This window comes from Streptomyces sp. NPDC030814, from assembly GCF_055572155.1.
In genome coordinates this window covers 135,851-161,455 of sequence record NZ_JBVIDX010000019.1, presented here as the reverse complement: position 1 = coordinate 161,455, position 25,605 = coordinate 135,851, and the positions used below count along the sequence as shown (strand labels likewise).

The 25,605-nt window shown below is 71.8% G+C and carries 22 protein-coding genes; 10 read left to right on the top strand and 12 right to left on the bottom strand.

Features of this window, described 5'->3' with window-relative positions:
- The first annotated feature begins 160 nt into the window (after nucleotides 1–160).
- The 3 genes from leuA to ACZ43N_RS31545 all read left to right on the top strand — a co-directional run bounded on the left by leuA (nucleotide 161) and on the right by ACZ43N_RS31545 (nucleotide 4,364).
- Nucleotides 161–1,891: a 2-isopropylmalate synthase gene (leuA, locus tag ACZ43N_RS31555; RefSeq protein WP_468102459.1), complete on the top strand. Its 1,731-nt coding sequence runs from the start codon at nucleotides 161–163 to the stop codon at nucleotides 1,889–1,891.
- A gap of 183 nt (nucleotides 1,892–2,074) precedes the next feature.
- On the top strand, nucleotides 2,075–2,827 hold the full coding sequence (locus tag ACZ43N_RS31550; protein WP_468102458.1) for a tellurite resistance TerB family protein: 753 nt from the start codon (nucleotides 2,075–2,077) through the stop codon (nucleotides 2,825–2,827).
- Between the two features lie 202 nt (nucleotides 2,828–3,029).
- Entirely contained in the window at nucleotides 3,030–4,364 is a 1,335-nt protein-coding gene (locus ACZ43N_RS31545) for a cytochrome P450 (protein ID WP_468102457.1), read from the top strand.
- 191 nt (nucleotides 4,365–4,555) lie between these two features.
- Here the strand turns inward: ACZ43N_RS31545 and ACZ43N_RS31540 are convergent, their stop codons facing one another.
- Genes ACZ43N_RS31540 through ACZ43N_RS31520 form a run of 5 tightly spaced genes read right to left on the bottom strand, consistent with a single transcriptional unit; the run spans nucleotide 4,556 to nucleotide 11,201 of the window.
- Nucleotides 4,556–5,491: a dihydrodipicolinate synthase family protein gene (locus tag ACZ43N_RS31540; protein WP_468102456.1), complete on the bottom strand. Its 936-nt coding sequence runs from the start codon at nucleotides 5,489–5,491 to the stop codon at nucleotides 4,556–4,558.
- Nucleotides 5,492–5,500: 9 nt separating this feature from the next.
- Nucleotides 5,501–6,574 carry an oligopeptide/dipeptide ABC transporter ATP-binding protein gene (locus tag ACZ43N_RS31535; protein WP_468102455.1) on the bottom strand — a complete coding sequence of 358 codons (1,074 nt, stop codon included), beginning with the start codon at nucleotides 6,572–6,574 and terminating at the stop codon, nucleotides 5,501–5,503.
- Entirely contained in the window at nucleotides 6,571–8,622 is a 2,052-nt protein-coding gene (locus tag ACZ43N_RS31530) for a dipeptide/oligopeptide/nickel ABC transporter permease/ATP-binding protein (protein ID WP_468102454.1), read from the bottom strand. Before ACZ43N_RS31530 ends, ACZ43N_RS31535 begins: the two co-directional genes overlap by 4 nt.
- Nucleotides 8,612–9,571 (bottom strand): ABC transporter permease, encoded by a 960-nt coding sequence (locus tag ACZ43N_RS31525; RefSeq protein ID WP_468102453.1) that lies wholly within the window; start codon nucleotides 9,569–9,571, stop codon nucleotides 8,612–8,614. Before ACZ43N_RS31525 ends, ACZ43N_RS31530 begins: the two co-directional genes overlap by 11 nt.
- A 1-nt stretch (nucleotide 9,572) precedes the next feature.
- Complete coding sequence (locus ACZ43N_RS31520; protein WP_468102452.1) at nucleotides 9,573–11,201, bottom strand: ABC transporter substrate-binding protein; 1,629 nt, start codon at nucleotides 11,199–11,201, stop codon at nucleotides 9,573–9,575.
- Between the two features lie 313 nt (nucleotides 11,202–11,514).
- On the opposite strand from ACZ43N_RS31520, the gene ACZ43N_RS31515 reads away from it, so the two are divergent.
- Together ACZ43N_RS31515 and ACZ43N_RS31510 are read left to right on the top strand one after the other, a co-directional pair.
- Nucleotides 11,515–12,270, top strand: a complete 756-nt coding sequence (locus ACZ43N_RS31515; protein ID WP_468102451.1) for a FadR/GntR family transcriptional regulator — start codon at nucleotides 11,515–11,517, stop codon at nucleotides 12,268–12,270.
- A 144-nt stretch (nucleotides 12,271–12,414) separates the two neighbouring features.
- Complete coding sequence (locus tag ACZ43N_RS31510) at nucleotides 12,415–12,813, top strand: protein-tyrosine phosphatase family protein (protein WP_468102465.1); 399 nt, start codon at nucleotides 12,415–12,417, stop codon at nucleotides 12,811–12,813.
- A gap of 217 nt (nucleotides 12,814–13,030) precedes the next feature.
- Here the strand turns inward: ACZ43N_RS31510 and ACZ43N_RS31505 are convergent, their stop codons facing one another.
- The 3 genes from ACZ43N_RS31505 to ACZ43N_RS31495 all read right to left on the bottom strand — a co-directional run bounded on the left by ACZ43N_RS31505 (nucleotide 13,031) and on the right by ACZ43N_RS31495 (nucleotide 18,002).
- A complete protein-coding gene (locus ACZ43N_RS31505; RefSeq protein ID WP_468102450.1) occupies nucleotides 13,031–13,690 on the bottom strand; it encodes a M15 family metallopeptidase in 660 nt (219 codons plus the stop codon).
- Nucleotides 13,691–14,099: 409 nt separating this feature from the next.
- Nucleotides 14,100–17,189, bottom strand: a complete 3,090-nt coding sequence (locus ACZ43N_RS31500; RefSeq protein WP_468102449.1) for an AfsR/SARP family transcriptional regulator — start codon at nucleotides 17,187–17,189, stop codon at nucleotides 14,100–14,102.
- Between the two features lie 240 nt (nucleotides 17,190–17,429).
- Nucleotides 17,430–18,002 carry an antibiotic biosynthesis monooxygenase gene (locus ACZ43N_RS31495; RefSeq protein ID WP_468102448.1) on the bottom strand — a complete coding sequence of 191 codons (573 nt, stop codon included), beginning with the start codon at nucleotides 18,000–18,002 and terminating at the stop codon, nucleotides 17,430–17,432.
- Nucleotides 18,003–18,291: 289 nt separating this feature from the next.
- On the opposite strand from ACZ43N_RS31495, the gene ACZ43N_RS31490 reads away from it, so the two are divergent.
- Genes ACZ43N_RS31490 through ACZ43N_RS31475 form a run of 4 tightly spaced genes read left to right on the top strand, consistent with a single transcriptional unit; the run spans nucleotide 18,292 to nucleotide 20,730 of the window.
- A complete protein-coding gene (locus ACZ43N_RS31490; RefSeq protein ID WP_468102447.1) occupies nucleotides 18,292–18,522 on the top strand; it encodes a hypothetical protein in 231 nt (76 codons plus the stop codon).
- Nucleotides 18,523–18,578: 56 nt separating this feature from the next.
- Complete coding sequence (gene recO / locus ACZ43N_RS31485; protein ID WP_468070697.1) at nucleotides 18,579–19,328, top strand: DNA repair protein RecO; 750 nt, start codon at nucleotides 18,579–18,581, stop codon at nucleotides 19,326–19,328.
- A 43-nt stretch (nucleotides 19,329–19,371) separates the two neighbouring features.
- On the top strand, nucleotides 19,372–20,208 hold the full coding sequence (locus ACZ43N_RS31480; RefSeq protein ID WP_468102446.1) for an isoprenyl transferase: 837 nt from the start codon (nucleotides 19,372–19,374) through the stop codon (nucleotides 20,206–20,208).
- A gap of 3 nt (nucleotides 20,209–20,211) precedes the next feature.
- Nucleotides 20,212–20,730: a YcxB family protein gene (locus ACZ43N_RS31475; RefSeq protein ID WP_468102445.1), complete on the top strand. Its 519-nt coding sequence runs from the start codon at nucleotides 20,212–20,214 to the stop codon at nucleotides 20,728–20,730.
- Nucleotides 20,731–20,814: 84 nt separating this feature from the next.
- Here the strand turns inward: ACZ43N_RS31475 and ACZ43N_RS31470 are convergent, their stop codons facing one another.
- The 4 genes from ACZ43N_RS31470 to ACZ43N_RS31455 all read right to left on the bottom strand — a co-directional run bounded on the left by ACZ43N_RS31470 (nucleotide 20,815) and on the right by ACZ43N_RS31455 (nucleotide 24,015).
- Nucleotides 20,815–21,237 carry a Fur family transcriptional regulator gene (locus ACZ43N_RS31470; RefSeq protein WP_468102444.1) on the bottom strand — a complete coding sequence of 141 codons (423 nt, stop codon included), beginning with the start codon at nucleotides 21,235–21,237 and terminating at the stop codon, nucleotides 20,815–20,817.
- A gap of 70 nt (nucleotides 21,238–21,307) precedes the next feature.
- Complete coding sequence (locus tag ACZ43N_RS31465) at nucleotides 21,308–22,252, bottom strand: metal ABC transporter permease (protein ID WP_468102443.1); 945 nt, start codon at nucleotides 22,250–22,252, stop codon at nucleotides 21,308–21,310.
- A 13-nt stretch (nucleotides 22,253–22,265) separates the two neighbouring features.
- Nucleotides 22,266–23,033: a metal ABC transporter ATP-binding protein gene (locus ACZ43N_RS31460; RefSeq protein WP_468102442.1), complete on the bottom strand. Its 768-nt coding sequence runs from the start codon at nucleotides 23,031–23,033 to the stop codon at nucleotides 22,266–22,268.
- 19 nt (nucleotides 23,034–23,052) lie between these two features.
- Nucleotides 23,053–24,015, bottom strand: coding sequence for a metal ABC transporter substrate-binding protein (locus tag ACZ43N_RS31455; protein WP_468102441.1), 963 nt, complete (start codon nucleotides 24,013–24,015; stop codon nucleotides 23,053–23,055).
- Nucleotides 24,016–24,198: 183 nt separating this feature from the next.
- On the opposite strand from ACZ43N_RS31455, the gene ACZ43N_RS31450 reads away from it, so the two are divergent.
- A complete protein-coding gene (locus ACZ43N_RS31450; protein ID WP_468102440.1) occupies nucleotides 24,199–25,581 on the top strand; it encodes a glycine--tRNA ligase in 1,383 nt (460 codons plus the stop codon).
- Nucleotides 25,582–25,605: the final 24 nt, after the last annotated feature.

The following is a 25,605-nucleotide window of genomic DNA, read 5'->3' as shown; positions in this document are numbered from 1 at the left end:
ACAGAAGAGACTCGGCTACGCTGCTCCGCATCATGCGTTTCGGGCTGCTTCTCCTTAGCTGCCGCGGCGAGGGCCTGTAGTCGAGGCCGACCCCCTCCCCGCGGTGCTCTGGCGTTGCGTTGTCGGCCGTCCTTTCGGACCATCGAGGAGCCCACGCATCATGGCGAACCGCCAGCAGCCCACGTCCATGCCGATCCACAAGTACGGGCAGTACGAGCAGGTCGACATCCCCGACCGCACCTGGCCGGACAACCGGATCACCGTCGCCCCCCGCTGGCTCTCCACCGACCTGCGCGACGGCAACCAGTCCCTGATCGACCCGATGTCGCCCGAGCGCAAGCGCCGGATGTTCGACCAACTGGTCAAGATGGGCTACAAGGAGATCGAGGTCGGCTTCCCGGCGTCGGGGCAGACCGACTTCGACTTCGTACGGTCGATCATCGAGGAGCCGGGCGCCATCCCGGACGACGTCACGATCTCCGTACTGACCCAGGCCCGTGAGGACCTGATCGAGCGGACCGTGGAGTCGCTGAAGGGCGCCAAGCGGGCCACCGTGCACCTGTACAACGCCACCGCCCCCGTCTTCCGCCGCGTGGTGTTCCGCGGCTCCAAGGACGACATCAAGCAGATCGCCGTCGACGGCACGCGGCTGGTCATGGAGTACGCCGAGAAGCTGCTGGGCCCCGAGACTGCTGGTACGACGTTTGGCTACCAGTACAGCCCCGAGATCTTCACCGACACCGAGCTGGACTTCGCGCTGGAGGTCTGCGAGGCGGTCATGGATGTGTGGCAGCCCGGACCGGGCCGCGAGATCATCCTCAACCTGCCCGCCACCGTGGAGCGTTCGACGCCGTCCACGCACGCGGACCGCTTCGAGTGGATGGGCCGCAACCTGTCCCGCCGCGAGCACGTCTGCCTGTCGATCCACCCGCACAACGACCGCGGTACGGCCGTCGCCGCCGCCGAGCTGGCGCTGATGGCCGGCGCCGACCGCGTCGAGGGCTGTCTGTTCGGGCAGGGCGAGCGCACCGGCAACGTCGACCTGGTCACCCTGGGCATGAACCTGTTCTCCCAGGGTGTCGACCCGCAGATCGACTTCTCCGACATCGACGAGATCCGCCGCGTGTGGGAGTACTGCAACCAGATGGAGGTCCACCCGCGCCACCCGTACGTGGGCGACCTGGTCTACACGTCCTTCTCCGGCTCCCACCAGGACGCCATCAAGAAGGGCTTCGACGCGATGGAGGCCGACGCGGCCGCCAAGGGCGTCACCGTCGACGACATCGAGTGGGCGGTCCCCTACCTGCCGATCGACCCCAAGGACGTCGGCCGCTCCTACGAGGCCGTCATCCGCGTCAACTCGCAGTCCGGCAAGGGCGGTATCGCGTACGTCCTGAAGAACGACCACAAGCTGGACCTGCCGCGCAGGATGCAGATCGAGTTCTCCAAGATCATTCAGGCGAAGACGGACGCCGAGGGCGGCGAGGTCACCGGCGCCGACATCTGGGCGGTCTTCCAGGACGAGTACCTGCCGAACCCGGACAACCCCTGGGGCCGCATCCAGGTCCGCAACAACCAGTCGACCACCGACAAGGACGGTGTGGACACGCTGACCGTGGAGGCCGAGGTCGACGGCGCGCAGACCACCCTGGTCGGCACCGGCAACGGCCCGATCTCCGCGTTCTTCGACGCGCTGCAGGGCATCGGCGTCGACGCCAGGCTGCTGGACTACCAGGAGCACACGATGAGCGAGGGCGCCTCCGCGCAGGCCGCCTCTTACATCGAGGTCGCCATCGACGGCAAGGTCATGTGGGGCATCGGAATCGACGCGAACACGACGCGAGCCTCCCTGAAGGCCGTCGTCTCGGCCGTCAACCGCGCGACGCGCTGACCAGCCTCACCGGTGGTTTGCAGGCCCCGTTCGCCGAATTCCGGCGGACGGGGCCCGTCGTTTACCGGCCAAACCCTGTGGAGGTCACGGGAAGGCATCGTCCGGAGTACTGACTCCGCCTTGCCGATGTGGCTAACATCACGCAAGCGCGGCGACGTTGCCGTGGAGTTACGGAGGTGCGACGTGCTGCCAGGACGGGGACCAATCGGCCGTGCCGCCGAACTCTCGCGCGGCGGACCGGCCGGACGCGGTGGTCCGACCGGAGGTGCCGCGCGGCTCTCGCGCCTCCTGGGCACCCGGATCGCGTGGACCGGCGTCGGAGACGGCGAGTTCTTCTGCCCCGGCTGCGGAGGCGACCGCAACTACCAGCGCCTCACCGGACGCCGCCGCTTCACCCTCCTCGGCGTCCCCGTGCTGCCGCGCGGCGAGACCGGCCCGGTCGTGGAGTGTGCGGCCTGCCGCCACCACTACGGCACGGAGGTCCTCGACCACCCCACCACCGTCCGCCTCTCGGCGATGCTCCGCGACGCCGTCCACACCGTCGCGCTGGCCGTCCTCGCGGCCGGCGGTACCCGCACCCGTACGTCCCTGAGCGTCGCCGCCGGCGCCGTGCGCTCCGCCGGCTTCGACGACTGCACCGAGGAACAGCTCGACGCCCTCGTCGAGGCCCTGGCCGCCGACACGGGCCGCCTCTTCGGGGAACCCTGCGGTGCGGCCGGGCTGTCCATAGAGCTCCACGAGGCCCTCGACCCGCTCGCCCCCCACCTCGCCCCCGCGGGCCGGGAGGCGATCCTCCTCCAGGGCGCCCGGATCGCCCTGGCGGACGGGCCCTACACACCCGCCGAGCGGGACGTCCTCTCCACGGTCGGGGCGGCGCTCACCATCGGCGGGGACGAGGTGGAACGGCTGCTGGCGGCGGCCCGGACACCGTCCTGACGCCCACCTGGGAATCCAGCCCAGGGGCGCACTCCGTACTGGGGCGTGAACGATCAGGGAGTGGGCGATTCCGTTCACCCATGCGCATTTTTCGATCGCGCAGATGCTTCATGCGCTGTGCACCCACATCCCCATGCGCTTGATGGGACCGGTGACGGCAACGGAGAGTTGAGGTACGTCGCTCCCCGTACTGGAGGTCCCGGTGCCCAAAGTCGACACGGTTCCCGTCGCCGCGGGAGCCCTTCCGCTCATAGGCCACGCGGGACGGCTGGCGCGCGACCGTCTCGGCTTCCTGGAGGAGATACGCGCGCTCGGGCCCGTCGTCCGCATAAGACTGGGGCGCGCGACCGCGTACGTCGTCCACACCCCCGAACTCGTCCAGCGGATGCAGGTCGCCGGCGACGGCATGGAGTTCGACAAGGGCGGCCCCTTCTTCGACCAGGCCGCCCGCATCGTGGGCGACGGGCTCTCCACCGCCACCGCCGAACCCCACCGCCCGATGCGCGCCCGGCTGCGCCCCGTCTTCACCCGGCGACAGGTCGCCCACCACACCGAGCGGTTCCGCGACTGCGCGGACGAACTCTCCGCGCAGTGGCGACCGGGCCTGGTGATCGACGCGTACACGGAGATGAAGCGCTTCGCCGTCGCCGTCCTGGCCCGCACCCTGTTCCTCGCCCCCGGCGACCGGCACACCGTCGAAGTCGTCCAGCGCAACGCGCCGCTGATGCTCTCCGCCCTTGCGCACCGCATGACGGTGCCGGGCAGCCACCTCCTGCCCACCGCCGAGAACGTGCGCTACGCGCGTGCCGCCCGCGAGACCCGCTCCGCCGTCGGCGCGATGGTCCGCCGGCGGCTGAGGGACACCGCCGACCACGGCGACCTGGTGTCGGCGCTGGTACCGCCGGGCCACCCGCACACCGGCACCGAACGGGACGTCTACGACCAGGTCATCACCTTCTTCATCGCCGGCACCGAGACCGTCGCGTCCCTGCTGGCCTGGACCCTGCACCTGCTGAGCGAGCACCCCCGGGAGTACGAGCGGGTGGAGGCCGAACTCGGCGAGGTGCTCGGCGACCGGCCCGTCACCTACCAGGATTTACCCCGGCTGACCCACCTGAGGCAGGTGCTGAACGAGTCACTGCGGCTGCACCCTCCCGTCTGGCTCCTCAGCCGCGTCACCCTCGTCGACACCGAACTGGGCGGCCACCCGCTGCCCGCCGGGGCGGGAGTCCTGTTCAGCCCCTACACCCTCCACCGCGACCCGGACGTCTTCACCGAGCCGGACCGGTTCGACCCCGGCCGCTGGGACGAGGGGAGGGTCGGGCGCCGGCAGCGCGAGGCGTTCATCCCCTTCGGAGCGGGTCCCCGCCGGTGCATCGGCGACAACTTCGGGTTCGCCGAGGCGCAGGTGGCCCTCGCGGTGCTCCTGCGCCGATGGCGCATCCGGCGGCAGCCGGGCGCCCGCCCCGAGCCACTGCTGCGGATGACCATGCGGCCGAAGGGGGTCCGGCTGGTCCTCGACCAGCGGAAGGGCTGAGCCGTCGCCACCCGGCGCACCCACGGCCGGGCTGGTCCCCTGGCAGCACGCCCGGTACTCCCCGGGGAGCAGCCCGCCCCCGGTGCCGCCCGTGGCACGTCCGCACTGCACCCACGGTGCCGCACCGGACTTTCACGCCCCCGGGTCGCCGTCGGGGCCGGCGGCGACACTGCGCGACTGTCAGCGGCCCCCTACAGCAGTCCCGCCGCCGCAAGGAACTTGCCCACCCTCGCGACCTCGTCGTCCGACAGCGGCACCTGGGGCTTGGCCGTGGCCGGACAGGCGATGACGCCGCGCAGGTGCAGGGCCGCCTTGAAGGCGCCCAGAGCCGAGGAGCTGGGGCCCATGCGGTGCGGGTCGCCGGCGTGGACCATGCCGAAGAGCGCGCACAGCCGCTCCTGTTCGGCGCGCGCCCGGTCCCGGTCGCCCGCCCGGTACAGACGGTGGAGGCGCACGTAGCCGGCGGGGTCGACGTTGGCCAGGCCGGGGACCGCGCCGTCCGCGCCCATGGCGAGCGCCGAGTCGACGAGCAGCTCGGAACCGGTGAGCACGGCGAAGCCGACGACGCGGGCGTCGTCGCGGGCGCCCGTGACGACCGTGCGGAACCCGGCCAGATCCCCGCTGGAGTCCTTCAGCCCGGCGATGACCCCGTCGGCCGCCAGCTCCAGCACCACCTCGGCGGGCAGCTTGGTGTGGACGGCGGCCGGGATGTCGTACGCGAGGACGGGAACCGGGGAGCCGGAGGCGAGCAGGCGGTAGTGGCGGGAGATCTCCGCCGGGTGGGTGCCCGCGTAGAAGGGCGCGGTCGCCACGACGGCCTCCGCGCCCGCCGCCGTCACGGCCCGCACGTGGTCGAGGACGCGGGGCGTCGTCATGTCGATCGCCCCGGCCAGCACGGGGAGCTGACCACCGATGTGCCCGACCACCGTCTCCACCACCGTCCGCCGCTGCGCGTCCGTCAGGAACGCCGCCTCCGACGACGACCCCAGCACGAACAGTGCGTCCACACCGCCCGCCACGAGATGGTCGACCAGGCGGACGAGTGAGGGGACGTCCACCTCGCGGTCCGGTGTCAGGGGGGTGCAGACGGGCGGGATGACACCGGTCAGCGGGGCGGGGACGGTCATGGCTGCTCCCTAGGTATCTGGTACGGCGCGCTCCTGTCCGGCCATGGCGGTGGCCGGGGACACGGACGCCGGCCGGGACGCGGCCTCGGCGACCAGGTCCCGTGTCGACTCCGTCTCCTCCACAGGATGGTGGCAGCGGAAGCGGTGTCCGGGGGCCGACGCGGCCGTGAAACCCGGCATCACCTCCGCGCACACCTCGTCCGCCCTCCAGCAGCGGGTACGGAACGGGCAGCCGCTCGGCGGCCGCGTGGCCGACGGCACCGGACCGACCAGCGGGATCGGGTCGATCGGATCCAGCAGCCCCGGCGTCGCCGAGAACAGCGCACGCGTGTACGGGTGCCGCGAACGGCCGGTGACGGCGTCGGCCGGCGACTCCTCAACGATCCGCCCCAGATACATGGTGATCACCCGGTCGCTCATCCGCCGCACCGTCTGGATGTCGTGCGACACGAAGACCAGCGCCAGTCCGAGCCGCTCCTTCAGGTCGAGCAGGAGGTTCAGGATCTGCGCGCGCACCGACACGTCCAGCGCGCTCGTCGGTTCGTCCGCCACGACGAGATCGGGGTCGAGGGCGAGCGCGCGGGCGATCGCGACCCGCTGGCGCTGCCCGCCCGACAGCCGGCCCGGCAGCCCGTCGGCCAGCACGGCGGGCAGACCGACCAGCGCCATCAACTCCTCCACGCGCTCCTCGCGTTCGCCGGGCGTGCCGCGCCCGTGCACATCGAGCGGGTCGCGGAGGATCCGGCGGACGGTCAGCCGGCGGTTCAGGGCCGTGGACGGATCCTGGAAGATCATGCCGCTGCCCCCACCCACGGTCACCCGGCGCTCGGCCGGCGTCATGGACCACAGGTCCCGCCCCCGGAAGGAGACCGTCCCGGCCGTCGGCCGCTGCACCCCCACCAGCAGCCGCGCCAGCGTCGACTTACCGCACCCCGACTCGCCCACCACGCCGACCGTCTCGCCGGGGGCGATCGCCAGATCGGCGCCGGTCAGGGCGTACACCCGGTCCCGGGTGAAGAGGCCGCCGCCGCGCGTCCTGTGGACGACATGGGCGTCGGAGACCTGTACGAGTGCGCTGCTCACCGGGTCACCTCGTTCTCCGCCGCGGTCAGGTCCACCACCGGGTGGTGGCACGCCACCGTGTGGGTGCCGGGGCCCAGCAGGGCCGGGGCGGTCGTACGGCAGGCCTCGCTCGCGCGGAGGCAGCGGTCGGCGAAGCGGCAGCCCGCCGGGAAGTCGGCGGGGGAGGGGACGACCCCCCTGATCTGCGTCATCCGCTCCGCCCCCGACTCCAGCGACAGGACGCTGCCCAGCAGTCCGCGTGTGTAGGGATGGGCCGGTGACTCCACGAGGTCCGCCGTCACCCCCGTCTCGACGATCTGACCGCCGTACATCACGACCACCCGGTCCGTGACGTCCGCGACCAGCGCGAGATCGTGCGACACGAGGACGAGGGCGAAGCCCAGGTCCTCGCGCAGCCGCAGCAGCAGCTCGATGACCTGCGCCTGGACCGTCACGTCCAGGGCCGTGGTCGGCTCGTCGGCCACGATCAGCTTCGGGCCGCGGGACAGGGCGATGGCGATCAGCACGCGCTGGCGCTGGCCGCCGGAGAGTTCGTGCGGGTAGCTGCGGAGGGTGCGCCCCGGGTCGAGGCCGACCATCTCCAGGAGTTCGGCCGGGGTGCGCCCGCCGCCCCGCCGGACGACCTGCTTCAGCTGGGCGCGGATCGTCATCGCCGGGTTCAGCGACGACAGGGCGTCCTGGTAGACCATCGCCATCTCATGGCCGAGCAGCCGGCGCCGCACCCGCATCGGCTCGCCCACCAACTGGCGCTCACCGAACCGGACCCGGCCGCGCACCCGTGCCCCCTTCGGCTCCAGCCCCATCACGGTCAGCGCGGTCAGCGACTTGCCGCACCCCGACTCGCCGACCAGGCCCAGGACCTCACCGGCCCGGACCTCGAAGCTGATCCCGTCGACGATGTCCACGCCCCGGTGCCGCTGCTCGAAGCCGACCGCCAGGTCCTCCACGGCCAGTACCGGCCGCCCGGTGGGCAGGGGCCGCGCCCGCGCCCGCAGCCGCCGTGCCGCCTCGGCCAGCCCCGGCAGCTCCTCCTCCACGGCGGCCTCCAGGTGGTGCTCCTCCGAGTCCCCGGGGCCGGCCCCGGGGGCCGCCGGACGGTCCGGCTCGGGACTTCCGTCCCCCGCCGGGCGTTCCGCGTCCCGCCCCGCCGGCGCCGCCCACGCGTCGGAGACGCCCTCGGAGAGGATGTTGAGCGACAGCACGGTGACCAGCATCAGCAGACCCGGGAAGACGGTCGCCCACCAGCCGCCCGTGAGCACCATGTTCTTGCCGTCGGCGATGACGCTGCCCCACGACGGGTCCGGCGGGCGTACGCCCGCGCCGATGAAGGACAGGGACGCCTCGAAGACGATGGCCTCGGCGACCTGCACCGTGCAGAACACCAGCACCGGCGCGGCACAGTTGACGGCCACGTGCCGGATCACGATGTGCCGGGTGCGGGCCCCGATGACCCGTTCGGCGGTCACGTAGTCCTCGCCGTACTGGTCGAGGACATTGGCCCGTACGACCCGGGCCACCGGCGGGGTGAACAGGAAGGCGATCGCGCAGATCAGCACCTCGATGCCGCCGCCGAAGACCGCGACGAGCACGGCGGCGAGCGCGATGCCGGGGAACGCCATGACGACGTCGAGACAGCGCATCAGCGTCTCGTCGACCGCCTTGCGGGAGGTCGCGGCCACCGCCCCGACGAACGCCCCCACGACCAGGGCCAGCGCGGTGGCCCCGAGCCCGATCGCCAGCGACCAGCGGGCGCCGTACATCAGCCGGCTGAGGATGTCCCGGCCGAGACTGTCCTGGCCCATCCAGTGCTCGGCGGAGGGCGCGCCCGTGCCGCCGGCGAGGCTCTGCTGGTCGAGCGGGTCGTGCGGGGCGAGCAGCGGGGCGAGCAGGGCGGTCAGGACCACGACCGCGAGGAAGCACACGGCCACCCGGGAGAGGACCGGCAGCCCGCGCCAGGAGCGGAGCCGGACGCCGGGCCGGGACAGGGCGTCCGTCAGGCGTTTGCGCGTGGTCACCAGCAGGCCGAACATCAGCGCATCAGCTCGCATCCCTCAGTCGCGGGTTCACCAGCAGGTGGAGGACGTCGATGACGAGGTTGACGACGACGAAGCCCGCGGCCGTGGTCAGGACGACGCCCTGGACGACAGCCGGGTCGCCGTTCTTCACGGCGTCGATCATCAGCTTGCCCATGCCGGGCAGCGAGAAGATCGTCTCGATGACGACCGCGCCGCCCAGCAGATAGCCGACGCGCAGCCCGAGCACCGTGAGCGGGTTGATCAGCGCGTTGCGCAGGACGTTGCGGCCCACGACGACCCGCGGCGGCAGGCCGCTCCCGATCGCCGTCCGCACGTAGTCCTTGTCCAGCTCCTCCACCACGGCCGTCCGTACGATCCGGGTGAGCTGCGCGGCCACCGGCAGCGACAGGGCGAACGCGGGCAGCGTCATCGTCCGCAGCCACCCGGTGACGGAGTCGGCCGGGTTGACGTAACCGCCGGTCGGGAACCACCCCAGGTCCACGGCCAGGTACTGGATCATCAGCAGCGCCAGCCAGAAGCCGGGCGCGGCGACCCCGGTCAGCGACACGACCCGGATGATCTGGTCCGGCAGCCGGTCCCGGTGGATGGCCGCCGCGACCCCGCCGAGCAGCGCCAGCACCACCGCGATCCCCAGCCCCAGGAAGGTCAGCTGGAGGGTGAGCGGAAGGGCGGTGGTGACCTGCTCGACCACCGGGGCCCGGGTGAGCGCGCTGGTGCCCATGTCGCCGTGCAGCAGATCCCCGACGAAGCCCGCGTAGCGCACGGGCAGCGGGTCGAGGAGTCCGTTCTCCTCGCGGAACTCGTGCAGTTGCTCCGGCGTCGGATTGGCGCCCTGGAAGAACGCGGACGCCGGGTCGACGTCCGAGAACCGCATGACGACGAAGACGAACAGCACGATCCCGAGCAGGAGCGGGACCAGCAGGGCGATCCGCCGGAGCAGGATGCGCAGGACAGCGATCACGCTAGGCCCACTTGGCCTGGAGCAGGTTGATCCCCGGATAGGGCTGTGCCCTTATCCCCGACAGCCGCTTCGGATCCCATGCCGTCATCAGCTCGTTGTGCACCACCGGATAGAGCACGGCCTGTTCGGCGACGACGTCGACGCAGTCCTGGACCATCGCCTTCTTCCGGTCGGCGTCCGGCTCCCGTGTGGCCCGGTCCATGTCCTTGAAGAGCTTCTTGGCCACGGCGTCGTCGGCCCATCGCGCGTACTGCATCCACAGGTTCTGCGGCCCGTAGTTGTAACGCATGATCAGATCGGCGTCCAGGCCGAACTGGTTCGGGTTCGAGGCGGCGGCCACGACCTGGTAGTCCTGCTTCTGGTCCATCTTCGTGAACACGGCGGTGGTCTCCTGCGGCGAGAGCGTCGTCTCGACCCCGATCGCGTCCCAGGACGCCTTGATGGTCGGCAGACAGTCGACGATCCAGCTCACGTTGACCGCGAGGAGGTCGATCCTGAGCCCGCGTACGCCCGCCTCGGCCAGCAGCGCCTTCGCCTTCTCGGGGTCGTACCCGTACACCGTTTTCGCCGGCCGGTAGCTGGGATTCTCCTCGTTGAGGAAGGAACTCGCCGGTTTGCCGTGCCCCTTGAGGGCGACCTCGATCATCTTGTCGCGGTCGATGGCGTAGTGCAGGGCCTGCCGTACGCGGACGTCGTCGAAGGGCTTGTGCCGGGTGTTGAACATCAGGAAGAGGTTGTTCATGCCGGAGCCGCCCTGGACGGTCATCCCGCCCTTCTCCAGCTGCCCGATGTTGGCGTACGGGATGTTGTCGGCGATCTGCGCGCCCGCGCTCGCCCCGGAGATCTTCGCGACCCGGGGCGCCGCGTCCACGATGGTCAGCCAGTTCATCTTCTTGAACGCGGCCGGACGCGGCCCGTTGTAGTCGGCGTACGCCTCGAACGTCGTGTTGGACTTCGGGTGGTGGGCGGTCTGCCGGTACGGCCCCGACCCGATCGCCTTGCCCTTGATGGCCTCCTCCCAGGCGCCCGGCCGGGAGAAGACGTGCTTCGGCATGATCTTGGCCAGGGTCAGCCGGGAGATGCCGTCGGGGAAGGGGAACTTGAGGACCAGCTCGACGTTCCGCGCGTCGATCTTGCGGACCTCCTTCAGCCAGCTGGCGAAGAACCCCTTGGCGAGGGTCTGGGTGCCGGGGTCCAGGATCCGCTCGTAGACGAAGACCACGTCGTCGGCGGTGACCGGCCTGCCGTCGTGGAACGTGGCGCCGGCCCGCAGCTCGAACTTCCATGACGTGCCGCCCAGGTCGCCCGGCACGGCCGTGGCGAGCGCCGCGTACGGCTCGCGGGAGATGGGGTCGGTGTCGAGGAGCCCCTCGTAGATGTGGTGGTTGGCGGCCATGCAGAACGCGGACGCCGTCTGGGTCGGGTCCCAGCTGCCGTCGTTGCCGTAGCCGATGACGGCGGTCAGGGTGCCGTTGCGCCCGCCGCCCCCGCCGGTGTCGTTCGTGGACTCCGGCCCGGCCGAACAGGCGGCCAGCGCGGGGGAGAGGGCCACGGCCGCGCCCAGCGCGCCGGAGTGCTTCAGGAACGATCGTCGGGCCGGTGCCGGGGCGTCATGGGTCACATCGCGCACGGTTCCTCCACAGAGGCGGCGAGGGAGCGAAGCGGTGGGGGGCTCGATGACGGAGGTACGACGTCCTACGTCCTACAGGGGGCAGCGTGACCTTAGGAGCGCCGCCGAGGGCGGTCAAGGGATCGCACACGAATGGCGTACTTGCCAGAGGTTCGACCAATGGCGGGGCAAAGTCGTTGTGCCGCACGGGGGTTGAGGGGCCGTTGGCAGGGAGTTCGCCGGGGTGACCGCCTGTTGTTCATCCGGCGTTCTCCCGGCTGCCGCGCCCCCTTCCCGTCCGGAGGTGGCTCGTCGGAGGTCCGGCGAGCGTACGATGCGGCGCATGTCCCAGGAGAGCGGCGGCCGGCGCAGGCCCGAGCGGCGGGTGAGCGGCCAGGTCCAGCGCGAGGTGATGCAGCTGATCCTCGACCGGAAACTGCGGGCCGGGGCGCCGCTGCCCACCGAGGCGGAGCTGATGGAGGACCTCGGTGTCAGCCGCAACTCCGTCCGCGAGGCCCTCAAGGCGCTCCAGGCCCTCGACATAGTCGACATCCGGCACGGCTACGGCACCTATGTCGGCGAGGCGTCCCTGACACCCCTCGTCGACGGCCTGACCTTCCGCACGCTCGCCCGGCCCGACGGTGACACCGCGGCGCTCGCGGAGATCCTCCAGATCCGCGAGGTGCTGGAGGAGGGCCTCGTACGCCGGGTCGCGGGCACGCTCACCGAGGCGGAGCTGGACGCCCTCGCGGCCGTCGTCGACCGGATGGAGGCGGCCGGCCGGGCGGGCGAGCCCGTCGCCGAACTCGACCGCGCCTTCCACGAACTCCTCTACGCCTCCCTCGGCAACGCGCTCGTCCCCCAGCTGCTCGGCGCCTTCTGGACGGTCTTCCTGCGCGTCGCCGGGGCCCGCGGCTGGACCGACGACCCCGCCCCGGAGGTGACCGTCCGCCGCCACCGCGACATCGTCGCCGCCCTGCGCGCCCGCGACGTCGAGGGCGCCCAACGGGCGATGTCCGAGCACTTCCGCGGCGTCGAGGCGCGCGCGGCGACGGGTTCCGCGGAGCGGGCGGCGAGCCGCGACACGTAGTCCTACGCTGACGGGGTGACCGACCCGAACCAGCAGACGGACAGGGACCGCACCGCCGTCGACGGCACCGCCACCGACCGTTCCGGGCCCGCCCCGCGGACCGGTTCCCCCGGGACCGAGCCCTGGGACCCGGGTGCCGCCGGTGTGCTGCGGCTGCCCTCCGGGCGGCTGGTGCGCGGGCGGGGGCTCAGACATCCGCTGCCCGGCGGTCCGGTGCCGACGTACGCGGTGTATCTGCTCGGCAAGGAGCCGCCCGAGGTCCCCTGGAGGACACGCTGGTTGAGGTGGCCCGACTTCCGGCTGCCCGCCGACCGGGCGGAGGCGGCGGGGGTGTTCCGGGACGCCTGGGAACGGGCGGCCGGTGAGCGCGTCGAGCTCGCCTGCGGCGGCGGCCGGGGCCGGACCGGTACCGCGCTGGCCTGCCTGGCGGTCCTGGACGGCGTACCGCCCGAGGAGGCCGTCGCGTATGTGCGCCGGCACTACGACCGGCACGCGGTGGAGACCCCGTGGCAGCGGCGCTACGTACGACGCTTCGGGCGCTGACCGGCAGGGCCCCCGCGCGGCGGGCCGCTCCGCGCACGACGAGGCCCCCGCCGTCCCTGCCCGCCCCATCCGCAGGGTGCTGCCCGGGAACCCCCGCTACGGGGTTTGCCGCCGAGGCGGCAACAGGGGTTCGTGGTACAGCCCTCGGGGATGGGACGGGTAGGGACGGCGGGGGCGGGAGAGGGTCCTGGGCCCCCAGGTCCCCGGACCCTCCCGGCTACGGGCCGCCGAACTCGGCCGGCCCGTAGAGCGCGTGGGGTGCCCCGGTCATCAGCGCCCAGTAGCGGTCGCCGTACGACCAGTGCCACCACTCGGTGGGGTAGTTGACCAGGCCTGCCGTGGTGAGCGCCGCCGAGAGGATGCGGCGGTTGCCACGGGCCGCGTCGGAGATGTGCGGCGCGTCGGTGTAGCAGGCGTCGTCGCTCTCCTCGGGACTCGCGTCGACCCGGGTGCCCATGTCGAGCTCCTCCCCGGTGGCGGTGCACAGCGTCAGATCGACGGCCGCGCCCGCGACGTGCGGCCCGATCTCCGGCGGGGAGAGGGAACGGCTGGTCTGCTCGCGCAGGTACTCCGTGGGCCAGTCCGGGTTGGCGAGCCGCAACTCGGCCGCGTACGCCTCGAAGTACTCGATCTGCAGGGACAGCGGCCGGTACCCCTCGGTCACCAGCAGTCGCAGCCCGTCCGGCAGCAGCCTGGCGGCCCTGGCCAGCCGCCAGGCCACACCCTCCCGCAGGTGCGCGAACGCACCCTCGGCGTCGGCCTGGCGCCGGTCGACCATCACGAAGGGCAGCTCCCTCAGATCGACGAGGGGCTCACCGCAGTCCCGGACGGGGACACGGGCGACCTCGGGGTCGCTCATGAGGATGATCGAAGGCATGCGTCGTCTTCCACAGGGTCCACGAGTCCCGAGTGCTTCCTGGGGCTCGTACCGGAGATGTGATGCGGGGGGCGAGGCCGCGCCCCGGGGAGGGACCTGATCCCCTGATGTCCCTCCCCGGGGGCTTCCCCCCTTGAGTGGTGGTCTGTGGCCTGGCGACGGCGGTGCCCCCCGTCCGTTCTGCCGTTCTGATCCCACTGTGTTCATGTTCCCGCCGGTCCGTCCCCTGTGCGTTCCGGTGGGCCGACCGGCCGGGCGGTGGTCGCCCGGCCGATCCGTTGTTCCCCCGAGAACCACGAGGATGCCGGGCCCCGCTGGAAGTTCTCTGCAAGTCGGCCGCAAGCGAGTTCAAGCCGCGCCGAAGCAGCCGGCGTCCCCGGCGTCTCCCTGCCGTGACCTGCCCGCCGGGCTACGCCGTAGCCCCCGGCCACGGTTCGTACCGCTCCCGGGCCTCGCACGCCTCGAAGACCGCCATGGCCTCGGCGCGCAGCGCGGCGGCGCCCTCCGGGTCACCGAGGGCGGCGCGTACGGCGGACAGATTACGCAGGGCGCGGGCGCGGGGGAGGGGCAGGGCGAGGACGTCCCAGAGGGCGGCCGAGGCGGTCAGCAGCCGGTCGGCGTCCGCCGCCCGGCCCTCGGCGAAGGCGCACTCTCCCAGGGTGCGCAGCGTCAGCGCCTCGCCGAACCGGTCCTCGTGGACCCGGCAGACATCGAGGATCTCCCACAGCTCCGTCTCCGCCTCACGGGTGTGGCCCAGCCGCAGCCGTGCCTTGGCGCGGGCCCGCAGGGCGTACGCCGCCATGTGCGGGTCGCCGAGGGCGCGCAGGATCCGCAGCGCCTGTTCGGCCACGCGCGCGGCCTCCTCGTACGCGCCGAGCGAGCGGTGCACCAGGCTGAGCGTGCGCAGCGCCAGCGCCTCGCCGCGCCGGCTGCCGAGCCGCCGGTACGCCCGGAGCGACTCGTCGAGCAGCGGGAACGCCCCTTCCTGGTCGCCGAGTTCGAGCCGTACGGAACCGCCGTACCGGCAGGCCACCCCGACCCCGGTGTCGTCGCCGACCCGCCGGAAACCGTCGGCCGCGTCGGTCAACGCGCGTTCCGCCTCTCGGAGTTCCCCGACCTCACGGCAGGCGCTGCCGAGTCCGGCGAGCGCGGCGGAACGGCCCCGGACGTGGCCGAGTTCGGTGCAGATCCGCTCGGCGGTGCGGAAGTACTCCTGGGCCTCCGCGATCCGGTCCTGCTCGTACCGCAGCTGTCCGAGGCCGATGATCAGCAGGGCCTCGCCCGAGCGGTCCTCGGCGCGGCGGGCCGCGGCCAGCGCCGCGTCGTGGCTGCGCCACCAGGCGTCGAACCGGTTCTTGATGGCGAAGGAGGAGGAGCACAGGGCCGCAGCCGCCTCACAGGCGAGGGTGTGCAGGCCGAGGGCTGCCGCCCGCTCGACCGCCGAGGTGAGGGCGTCGGCTTCCGTGTCGAACCAGGAGAAGGGGTCCGCAAGAGCGAGGCGAGTGGTTCGGGCGCCCACGGGGCAGGGGCGGTTCGAGGGGTCGCGGCCGCCGGTCGAGTGCGGTGGTTCGCGCAGTTCCCCGCGCTCCTCGAGGGCGAAGCTCTGCCTGAGGACCACCGCGCCTGAAGGCGCCGCCTGCGTCACCCGGTCCATCAGCCACAGGCCGGCGGACAGTGCCCGGCCCACCGCCGCCGTGCGGTCCCCGGGCGGATCCTCCGTCTCGGCGCGCTCGGCGGCGTAGACGCGCACCAGGTCGTGGAGACGGTAGCGGGGCTGCCCGATCTGGTCGGTGCCGGGGCAGTCGATCAACTGGGCGTCGAGGAGCCGCTCCAGGATCTCCTCCGCCTCGTCCTCCGAGGTGTCGGCGAGCGCGGCCACCGTCCACACGGCGACATCGGCCGAGCCCAGCGTGGCGATGCGCCGCAGCACCCGGCGCGCGCACTCGTCCAGCGCCTGGTAACTGAGGCCCAGGCTGGCCCGTACCGCCAGGTCGCCGACCGCGAGCTCGTCGAGCCGGCGGTGTTCGTCGGCGAGGCGCGCGGCGAGCACGCTGGGCGTCCAGTGCCGGCGGGTCGCCAGCCGGGCGCCCGCGATCCGCAGTGCCAGCGGCAGCCCGCCGCACAGCTCGACGATGCGCCGGGCGGCGGCCTCCTCCCGGGGCTCGTCCGGGGTGCGTTCCGGGCCGGTCACCCGGGTCAGCAACTCCAGGCCGCGCACGTCGTCCAGCACGTCGAGGTCGGTGCGCCGGGCCCCGATCAGGCCGCCGAGCCGGGCCCGTGAGGTGACCAGCACCCCACAGGTCGCGCTGCCCGGCAGCAGCGGCCGGACCTGTGCCTCACCGTTCGCGTCGTCCAGCACCAGCAGGATCCGCCGCCCGGCGACGAGACTGCGGAACAGGTCGCCGCGCTCGGCGGTGTCCTCCGGCGGATCGGCGCCGAGGGCACGCAGCAGCCGGCCCAGCACCTCGGCGGGCGGTACGGGCTCACTGAATCCGTGGAGTTCGGCGTAGAGCTGCCCGTCGGGATACTCGCCCGCCACCCGGTGCGCGGCCTGCACGGCGAGCGCCGACTTCCCGACCCCGGCGGCCCCCGACACCACCACGACGGGCATCGCCTCCCGCTCCCCGGACAGTCCCCCGACGACCCCCGCCAGTTCCTCCTCACGCCCCGTGAAGTCGCCGATGGCGGGCGGCAGGAGGGACACGGTCCGGGGAACGGCGGCACCCCGCGCGGCGGTGGTGCCGGCTGCCAGCAGCTCCGGATCGGCCCGCAGGATCGCCTCGTACAGCCCGGTCAGTTCCGGGCCGGGGTCCAGCCCCAGCTCCTCGGCGAGGACCGCACGCGCCTGTGCGTAGACGGCGAGCGCGTCCGCCTGCCGGCCCAGCCGGTACAGCCCCAGCATCAGCTGCCCGCGCAGCCGCTCCCGTGTCGGATGCGCCCCCACCAACGCGGTCAGCTCGGTGACCAGTTCCGCCTCGTGGCCCCCGGCCTCCAGCTCGGCGGCGATTCGTTCCTCCAGTGCCGCCTGCCGGGCCTCCTCCAGCCGCCCGGCCTCACTCCTCAGCGCGTCACCGACGCCGCCGAGCGCGGGACCGCGCCACAGTGCCGCCGCGGACCGCAGCAGCAGCGCGGCGCCCTCGTGATCACCCCCGGCGGCGGCCAGCCGGCCTTCTGCCGTCAGCGCCTCGAACTCCACCAGGTCGACCCGCCCGACCCCCGGCCGCATCAGATACCCGGGCGGCCGGGTCTCGATCGCGTCCGCGGCCTCGTCGGGCAACGCCCGCCGCAGCGCCGACACATACGTCTGCACCAGCGCCCGCGCGGTGTCCGGGGGATCCTCGCCCCAGACGGCGTCCACCAGCACGTCCGCGGGCACCACCTGGCCGGCCCGCAGCAGCAGCACGGCCAGCAGCGCGCGCGGCTTGGGGCCGCCCAGCCGCAGAGGTCTCCCCGCATGCCACGCCTCGACCGGGCCGAGCAGTCGGAATTCCAGCTCCACGGGTCCCCATCTTCCGTGCCGTCGGACCGCCGGGACAGCGGTTGCTCACGCAACGTTCGACGCTGGTGTACGCCGAGTGGTTTCCCAGGACGCATGATGCGCCAGAGAGTTGTCGTAAAACGGGGGAACCAGGGGGAATCTTAGGTGGACGACGCGGAGATTCGACATGTCCCTGTGGGTGAACTGTGCGAGTGATGTGGGGGAGGCGGGGACGGCGGCGGTCGCGCGGGCCGGTGCGCCTCATCGCCCGGACGAGGGCGACGGATACAGCCACCGCCGCAGCACCCTGCTCAGGAACGGCATGACCGCGAACGTCAGCGTCGGCAGCAGGACCATGGGGAACACCGCCGCGCGCAACGGCAGCGGCCAGCCGGCGGTGTGCGGGGCCACGAGCCACTGCACGAGCAGGGTGAACGGGTAGGCGCCCAGGAACGTCGTCAGCGCCATCTTCCAGCGCGGCGGGGCCTGTCCGGTCGTACCCGGCAGATCGAACCAGGTCTCCATGCCGGTGGTGGACTGCCGTTCACTGCTCACCTCCGTGGCGACGCCGTCGATGCGCGCGTGCCAGCGCGCCCGTTCGTCGGAGGTCAGCCAGGCGCCCAGCCGCCCCGGGTCGGAGAAGCGCAGCACCGCGTGGAAACGGTGCCCCTCCTCGGGCCGCAGCCAGGCGACGCCCTCGTTGCCGGGGAACCGGGAGGCGCTGCGCGTCACGCCCCGGGTCCACTCCTCGAAGACGTCCTCCTTCCCCGGCCGCACCAGCCAGGTGAACACCGTGGTGACGGGCTCGCCGCACCGGACTCGCGAGGTGTGCATGAGGACCAGGTGCCACACCGGGCGCCGATCATGCGGCGTCGGCGGCCCCGCGGGCCTGGAGCACAGACTCCTGCCGAGTCTAGACACAGCAGGTCACCACGGGGATGCGAAGAGTGAAACTCGCGGCGGCGGGGGTAGCACCGTGAAGGCAATGGGCGAGGGGCTCGGGGGACGAGACCCGGCGCGGTGCGTCGAGCGAGGCGGAGGAGACGGTGGAGCAATTGCGGCGGGGACCCGCGAGAACCGCGGGAGCGCGGCCCGCACCGGGACAGCCTGCGGCGGCCCCGCGGTGAACGGCAACGGCAGGAAGCCGCCGATCGGCACCTATGCGGTGGACACCCGCACCGGGCAAGTCGGCCGCGTCATGGGCCACGAGGGGCCGTACGTCCAACTACGGCCCGTGGGCGGCGGACGGGAGTGGGACTGCCCGCCCAGGGCCGTACGGGCCGCGACGACGACGGAGCGGCTGCGCGCCGCGACCGCCCACGACAACGGCCGCAACCGCGGGGAGGTCCCTTGAATCCCGCCCCCTGAGCACGGTCCGTCGCGGCGCCGTCGTAGGCGAGAATGGGCCCCATGAGTCTGTTCCGCGACGACGGCATCGTGCTGCGCACCCAGAAGCTGGGCGAGGCGGACCGGATCATCACGCTGCTCACCCGCGGTCACGGACGCGTACGGGCCGTGGCCCGCGGGGTGCGGCGCACCAAGTCGAAGTTCGGGGCGCGGCTGGAGCCGTTCTCCCATGTGGACGTGCAGTTCTTCGCACGGGGCAGCGAGCTGATCGGCCGCGGGCTGCCCCTGTGCACCCAGAGCGAGACGATCGCCCCCTACGGCGGCGGCATCGTCACCGACTACGCCCGCTACACCGCCGGGACGGCCATGCTGGAGACGGCCGAACGGTTCACCGACCACGAGGGCGAGCCCGCCGTGCAGCAGTACCTGCTGCTCGTCGGCGGGCTGCGCACCCTCGCCCGCGGCGAACACGCCCCGCATCTCGTCCTCGACGCCTTCCTGCTGCGCTCCCTCGCCGTCAACGGCTACGCGCCCACCTTCAGCGACTGCGCCAGGTGCGGGCTGCCCGGACCCAATCGGTTCTTCTCGGTCGCGGCGGGCGGTTCGGTCTGCGTGGACTGCCGGGTACCCGGCAGCGTCGTACCCTCTGCGCAGGCCCTGGAACTCCTCGGCGCGCTGCTGACGGGGGACTGGGCGACCGCGGACGCCTGTGAGCCGCGGTATGTCAGGGAGGGGAGCGGACTGGTGTCCGCCTATCTGCACTGGCATCTGGAGCGCGGACTGCGCTCCCTTCGGTACGTGGAAAAGTCCTGAGCGGCCACAGCGCCGCAAGCACCACAGAGGAGACGAGACACACATGGTGGTACGCGGGTTCCTGGGGCGTCAGCGCCGCGAGTACAAGACGCCCGAGCCGCACCCGTCCGGTGCCCGCGCGCCCAAGCTCCCCGGCGAACTCGTCCCCCAGCACGTGGCGATCGTCATGGACGGCAACGGCCGCTGGGCCAAGGAGCGCGGGCTGCCGCGCACCGAGGGCCACAAGGTCGGCGCCGAGCGCGTCCTCGACGTCCTCCAGGGCTCGATCGAGATCGGCGTGCGCAACATCTCCCTCTACGCCTTCTCCACCGAGAACTGGAAGCGCTCGCCCGACGAGGTCCGCTTCCTGATGAACTTCAACCGCGACTTCATCCGCAAGACCCGCGACCAGCTCGACGAACTCGGCATCCGGGTCCGCTGGGTGGGCCGGATGCCCAAACTGTGGAAGTCCGTCGCCAAGGAACTCCAGGTCGCCCAGGAGCAGACCAAGGGCAACGACCTGCTGACGCTGTACTTCTGCATGAACTACGGCGGCCGCGCCGAGATCGCCGACGCCGCGCAGGCCCTCGCGGAGGACGTCCGGGCCGGACGGCTCGACCCCTCCAAGGTCACCGAGAAGACCTTCGCGAAGTACCTCTACTACCCCGACATGCCGGACGTGGACCTCTTCCTGCGCCCCAGCGGGGAGCAGCGCACCTCCAACTACCTGCTCTGGCAGAGCGCGTACGCGGAGATGGTCTTCCAGGACGTCCTCTGGCCGGACTTCGACCGCCGCGACCTCTGGCGCGCCTGCGTGGAGTTCGCCTCCCGCGACCGCCGCTTCGGCGGCGCCATCCCCAACGAGGAACTGCTGGCGATGGAAGGGCGACAGGAGGACTGACCCGTGGCCGAGGCCGGTGGGGAGCACGTCGAGTTGGTGTACCACGCGACGGTCGGGGACTTCCGCGAGGCGCTGCGCGTCGCCACGCGGGCCTCGGCCGCCGGCCGCTGGGGGCAGGGCCTGCTGTTCTTCGCCGCCGGCGCGGGGGCCTTCGTCGCCGCCGTCTCCCTGGCGCTCGGCGGCACCCCGGGCGCCCAGGCCCTCGCGGGCCTGGCCGCGGCCCTCGTGGGCCTGATCGTGCTGCCCCGGGCCCAGGCCCGCCGCCTGCACCGCCGGGCGGCGGCCAGGGGCCTGCACCGCACGGTGCTGGACCTCTGGGGCGTGACGACCACCACGGACCGGGGCGCGCCCCGCATGTCCCGCTGGAGCGAGATCACCCGCTACGCGGAGACCCGCGGCACCTTCGTCCTCCTGGACGCGCACGAGTACGCCCCGGCACCCATCCTGCTCCCGAAGAGGGTCACGAGAGATGTGGACGCCCTGCGAGCCCTTCTCGACAAGAGGCTCAGCCGACCCAGCTAGTGGCGCGGGGAACTGCGCGCCCAGCCCCCACGAACTCGCGGTCGCGATCGGCGCTCACTCGGCACCCAGGGACGCGACCGGCGCTTACTCGGCACCCGCGGACGCGCGAGCGCAGTCCGCGCACGTGCCGAAGATCTCCACCGTGTGGGCCACATTCACGAACCCGTGCTCCGCAGCGATCGCGTCCGCCCACTTCTCCACAGCGGGCCCCTCGACCTCGACGGCCTTGCCGCACTTACGGCACACCAGGTGATGGTGGTGCTCCCCGGTGGAGCACCGCCGGTACACGGACTCCCCGTCGGACGTCCGCAGGACATCGACCTCACCGGCGTCCGCGAGGGACTGCAGCGTGCGGTACACGGTGGTCAGCCCCACCGAGTCCCCACGGTGCTTCAGCATGTCGTGGAGTTCCTGCGCGCTGCGGAACTCGTCGACCTCGTCGAGTGCCGCGGCCACGGCCGCCCGCTGCCGGGTGGAACGACCTCGTACAGGTCCAGCGGTCGTCACCGTTGCCTCCTCATGTCGCGGTCCTGCCGGGCCATTGTGCCAGCCCGGCAGGGCCCCGTTCGGACGCCGGTCAGCCGGCGGAGCCCTCGGCGGAGCTCCGGCCGGCCGGAACCGTGTCCCTGGCGCCCCCCGCCCCGGCGGCGTCGCCGGCCGCCGGGATCACACACTCCGCGGGATCGCCCGCGGCCGTCTCCAGTGCCCTGGCGCGCCGCCTGGCCAGCGGTGTCGCCAGCGCCGTCAGCAGCATGAACGCGGCGATGGCGAGCAGCACGATCGTCGCGCCGGGCGGCACGTCCTGGTAGTACGAGGTGACGGTGCCGCCGATGGTCACGGACACCCCGATGGCCACGGCGATCGCGAAGGTCGCCGCGAAGCTGCGGCTGAGCTGCTGTGCCGCCGCGACCGGCACCACCATCAGCGCCGACACCAGCAGCAGGCCGACGACGCGCATGGCGACCGTCACCGTCACCGCCGCCGTGATCGCCGTGAGCAGGTTCAGCGCCCGCACCGGCAGACCGGTGACCCGGGCGAACTCCTCGTCCTGGCTGACGGCGAACAGCTGCCGGCGCAGTGCGAGCGTCATCACGATCACGAACGCGGCCAGGACGCAGATCGCGGTGATGTCCTCCTGTGACACGGTCGACAGGGAGCCGAAGAGGAACGACATCAGGTTGGCGTTGGTGCCGCCGGGCGCGAGGTTGATGAGCATCACACCGCCCGCCATGCCCCCGTAGAACAGCATGGCGAGGGCGATGTCGCCGCGTGTCCTGCCGTACCAGCGGATCAGCTCCATGAGCACCGCGCCCAGCACGGACACCAGGGTCGCCATCCAGACCGGGGACCAGGAGAGCAGGAAGCCGAGGCCGACGCCGGTCATCGCGACATGGCCGATGCCGTCGCCCATGAGGGCCTGGCGGCGCTGGACGAGGTAGACGCCGATCGCGGGGGCGGTGATGCCGACGAGGACGGCGGCGAGCAGGGCCCGTTGCATGAAGGCGTAGTTCAGGATTTCCATGATCGGTGCCTTCTTAGCTCAGCAGACCCGTGCGGACCGGTTCGGTGCCGGGTGCCGCGTGCGGGTGGACGTGGTCGTGGCCGGGCAGCGCGTGCTGGCCGACCGCCTTCGGGGGCGGGCCGTCGTGCAGGACGCAGCCGTCGCGCAGGACGACCGCGCGGTCGATCAGCGGCTCCAGCGGGCCGAGCTCGTGCAGGACGAGCAGCACGCTGGTGCCGCGGGCGACCTCGCCCCGCAGGGTGCGCGCCAGCACCTCCTGGCTGGCCAGGTCGACGCCCGCCATCGGCTCGTCCATGATCAGCAGTTCGGGTTCGGAGGCGAGGGCACGGGCGATGAGGACGCGCTGGTGCTGGCCGCCGGAGAGGGCGTTCACGGAGTCCTTGGCCCGGTCGGTGAGGCCGACGAGGTCGATGGCCCGGCGGATCGCCTCGTGGTCGGGCCTGCGGAGGATGCCGAGGCGGGCGCGGGAGAGCCGGCCCGAGGTGACGACCTCCGTCACCGTCGCGGGCACGCCGCCCGCGGCCGTGGTGCGCTGCGGTACGTAGCCGAGCCGCCGCCAGTCGCGGAACCGGCGCCTCGGGGTGCCGAAGAGTTCGATCTCGCCCTCGGTGACCGGCACCTGGCCGATCACCGTGCGGACGGCGGTGGACTTGCCGGAACCGTTGGCGCCGAGCAGGGCGACGACCTCACCGCGGTTCACGGTGAGGTCGATGCCGCGCAGGACCGTGCGCGAGCCCAGTTCGGCGCGTACTCCGCGCAACGAGATGACGGGCTCGGTCATGCCTGCTTCCTCCGGATGATCACTTGGCTCCCAGGGCCGTCTGAAGCGCCTTGAGGTTGGCTTCCTGGACCGAGAAGTAGTCCTTGCCGCGGGACTTCTCGGTGATGCCCTCGATCGGGTCGAGGACGTCCGTCTTCAGTCCGGCGTCGGCGGCGATGGTCTTCGCGGTCCTGTCGCTGACCAGTGTCTCGTAGAACACGGTGGTGACGTCGTCGGCCTTCGCCATCTTCTCGAGTTCCCGGACGCGGGCGGCGCTCGGCTCGGACTCGGGGTCGAGGCCGGAGATGGCCTCCTCGATGAGACCGTAGCGCTCGGCGAGGTAGCCGAAGGCGGCGTGGGTGGTGATGAACACCTTGGTCTTCGTGTTCTTCAGACCGCCCTCGAACTGGTCGTTCAGCGCGCCGAGTTTCTCGACCAGGGCCTCGGTGTTGGTCTTGTACGTGGAGGCGTGGTCCGGGTCGGCCTTCTCGAAGGCGGCGCCGACGCCCTTGGCGATCTCGGCGTACTTCACCGGGTCGAGCCAGACGTGGGGGTCCTTGCCCGACAGTTCCTCGTGCTCGTGGTCGTCGTGCTCGGCGGCGTGCCCGCCGACCTCGTCGCCGTGCTCCTCCAGGGAGGTCAGCGAGGTGGCCTCGATCTTCGTCTTGATCCCCGACTGGTCGACGGCGTCGTCGACGGCGGGCTGGAGGCCCTTCAGATACAGGACCGCGTCCGACTCCTGGAGCTGCGCGGTCTGCTGGGCACTGATCTCCAGGTCGTGGGGCTCCTGGCCGGGCTCGGTGAGGTTGGTGACGTTCACGTGCTTCCCGCCGATCTGCTCGGCGAGGAAGGCCATCGGGTAGAACGACGCGACGACGTCGAACTTGTCCGTGTTGCCCGCGGCGGCGCTGTCGGTGGAGCAGGCCGAAAGGGTGGTGAGGCTGAGGGCGGCGGCCGCGGTCGCCGCCGCGGGTATCAGGAGGCGTCGTCGTACTACGTTCATGACAGTCATTTTCAGCTTTTCTGGAAACGATTGTCAACAAGCCTGTTGGTAAGCCCTGGGTAAGGCCTATGTCCGGTCTGATCCCGAACCGATTTGATTGGAAGGCAGCCTCCGCCGGTAACCTGAAGCATTCGCTCTGAAGCGCATCGCTTCGTCGCCCGTCGTCGTAATGAAGAGAGCACCGTGGCCGCCGACAAGATCGACACCATCGTCAGCCTGAGCAAGCGCCGTGGCTTCGTATTCCCGTGCAGTGAGATCTACGGCGGCCAGAAGGCCGCCTGGGACTACGGACCGCTGGGTGTCGAGCTCAAGGAGAACCTCAAGCGCCAGTGGTGGCGCTACATGGTGACGTCGCGCGAGGACGTGGTCGGTATCGACTCGTCCGTCATCCTGGCCTCCGAGGTCTGGGTCGCCTCCGGTCACGTCGCCACCTTCTCCGACCCGCTCACCGAGTGCACCTCCTGCCACAAGCGGTTCCGCGCGGACCACCTGGAGGAGGCCTACGAGGCGAAGAAGGGCCGCCTGCCGGAGAACGGCCTCGCGGACATCAACTGCCCGAACTGCGGCACCAAGGGCCAGTTCACCGAGCCCAAGCAGTTCTCGGGTCTCCTCTCCACCCACCTCGGTCCCACCCAGGACACCGGCTCGATCGCCTACCTGCGCCCCGAGACCGCCCAGGGCATCTTCACCAACTTCGCCCAGGTGCAGACCACCTCGCGCAAGAAGCCCCCGTTCGGCATCGCCCAGATGGGCAAGTCCTTCCGCAACGAGATCACGCCGGGCAACTTCATCTTCCGCACCCGCGAGTTCGAGCAGATGGAGATGGAGTTCTTCGTCAAGCCGGGCGAGGACGAGAAGTGGCAGGAGTACTGGATGCAGGAGCGGTGGAACTGGTACACCGGCCTGGGTCTGCGCGAGGAGAACATGCGGTGGTACGAGCACCCGAAGGAGAAGCTCTCCCACTACTCCAAGCGCACCGCCGACATCGAGTACCGCTTCCAGTTCGGCGGCAACGAGTGGGGTGAGCTGGAGGGCGTCGCCAACCGCACGGACTACGACCTCACCGCGCACTCCAAGGCCTCCGGCCAGGACCTCTTCTACTTCGACCAGGAGGCCGGCGAGCGCTACACCCCGTACGTCATCGAGCCCGCCGCCGGTGTCGGCCGCACGATGCTGGCGTTCCTGCTCGACGCCTACACCGAGGACGAGGCGCCCAACGCCAAGGGCAAGCTGGAGAAGCGGACGGTGCTCCGCCTGGACCACCGCATCGCCCCGGTGAAGGTCGCGGTGCTTCCTCTCTCCCGCAACGCCGAGCTGTCCCCGAAGGCCAAGGGTCTCGCGCAGGCGCTGCGGCAGCACTGGAACATCGAGTTCGACGACGCGGGTGCGATCGGGCGCCGTTACCGCCGCCAGGACGAGATCGGTACGCCGTACTGCGTGACCGTGGACTTCGACACGCTCGACGACAACGCGGTCACTGTTCGTGAGCGTGACTCGATGAAGCAGGAGCGGGTGTCGCTCGACCAGATCGAGGGGTACCTCGCCGGGCGGCTCATCGGCTGCTAGGTCGTTTTCGCGGGTCGGCGTCTG

Excerpts from the sequence above, each read along its gene's own strand:
- leuA (WP_468102459.1), top strand. The coding sequence starts at position 161 with ATGGCGAACCGCCAGCAGCCCACGTCCATGCCGATCCACAAGTACGGG.
- ACZ43N_RS31540 (WP_468102456.1), bottom strand. The coding sequence starts at position 5,491 with ATGACCGTCCCCGCCCCGCTGACCGGTGTCATCCCGCCCGTCTGCACC.
- ACZ43N_RS31530 (WP_468102454.1), bottom strand. The coding sequence starts at position 8,622 with ATGCGAGCTGATGCGCTGATGTTCGGCCTGCTGGTGACCACGCGCAAA.
- ACZ43N_RS31515 (WP_468102451.1), top strand. The coding sequence starts at position 11,515 with ATGCGGCGCATGTCCCAGGAGAGCGGCGGCCGGCGCAGGCCCGAGCGG.
- ACZ43N_RS31505 (WP_468102450.1), bottom strand. The coding sequence starts at position 13,690 with ATGCCTTCGATCATCCTCATGAGCGACCCCGAGGTCGCCCGTGTCCCC.
- ACZ43N_RS31495 (WP_468102448.1), bottom strand. The coding sequence starts at position 18,002 with ATGCACACCTCGCGAGTCCGGTGCGGCGAGCCCGTCACCACGGTGTTC.
- recO (WP_468070697.1), top strand. The coding sequence starts at position 18,579 with ATGAGTCTGTTCCGCGACGACGGCATCGTGCTGCGCACCCAGAAGCTG.
- ACZ43N_RS31480 (WP_468102446.1), top strand. The coding sequence starts at position 19,372 with ATGGTGGTACGCGGGTTCCTGGGGCGTCAGCGCCGCGAGTACAAGACG.
- ACZ43N_RS31465 (WP_468102443.1), bottom strand. The coding sequence starts at position 22,252 with ATGGAAATCCTGAACTACGCCTTCATGCAACGGGCCCTGCTCGCCGCC.
- ACZ43N_RS31460 (WP_468102442.1), bottom strand. The coding sequence starts at position 23,033 with ATGACCGAGCCCGTCATCTCGTTGCGCGGAGTACGCGCCGAACTGGGC.
- ACZ43N_RS31455 (WP_468102441.1), bottom strand. The coding sequence starts at position 24,015 with ATGAACGTAGTACGACGACGCCTCCTGATACCCGCGGCGGCGACCGCG.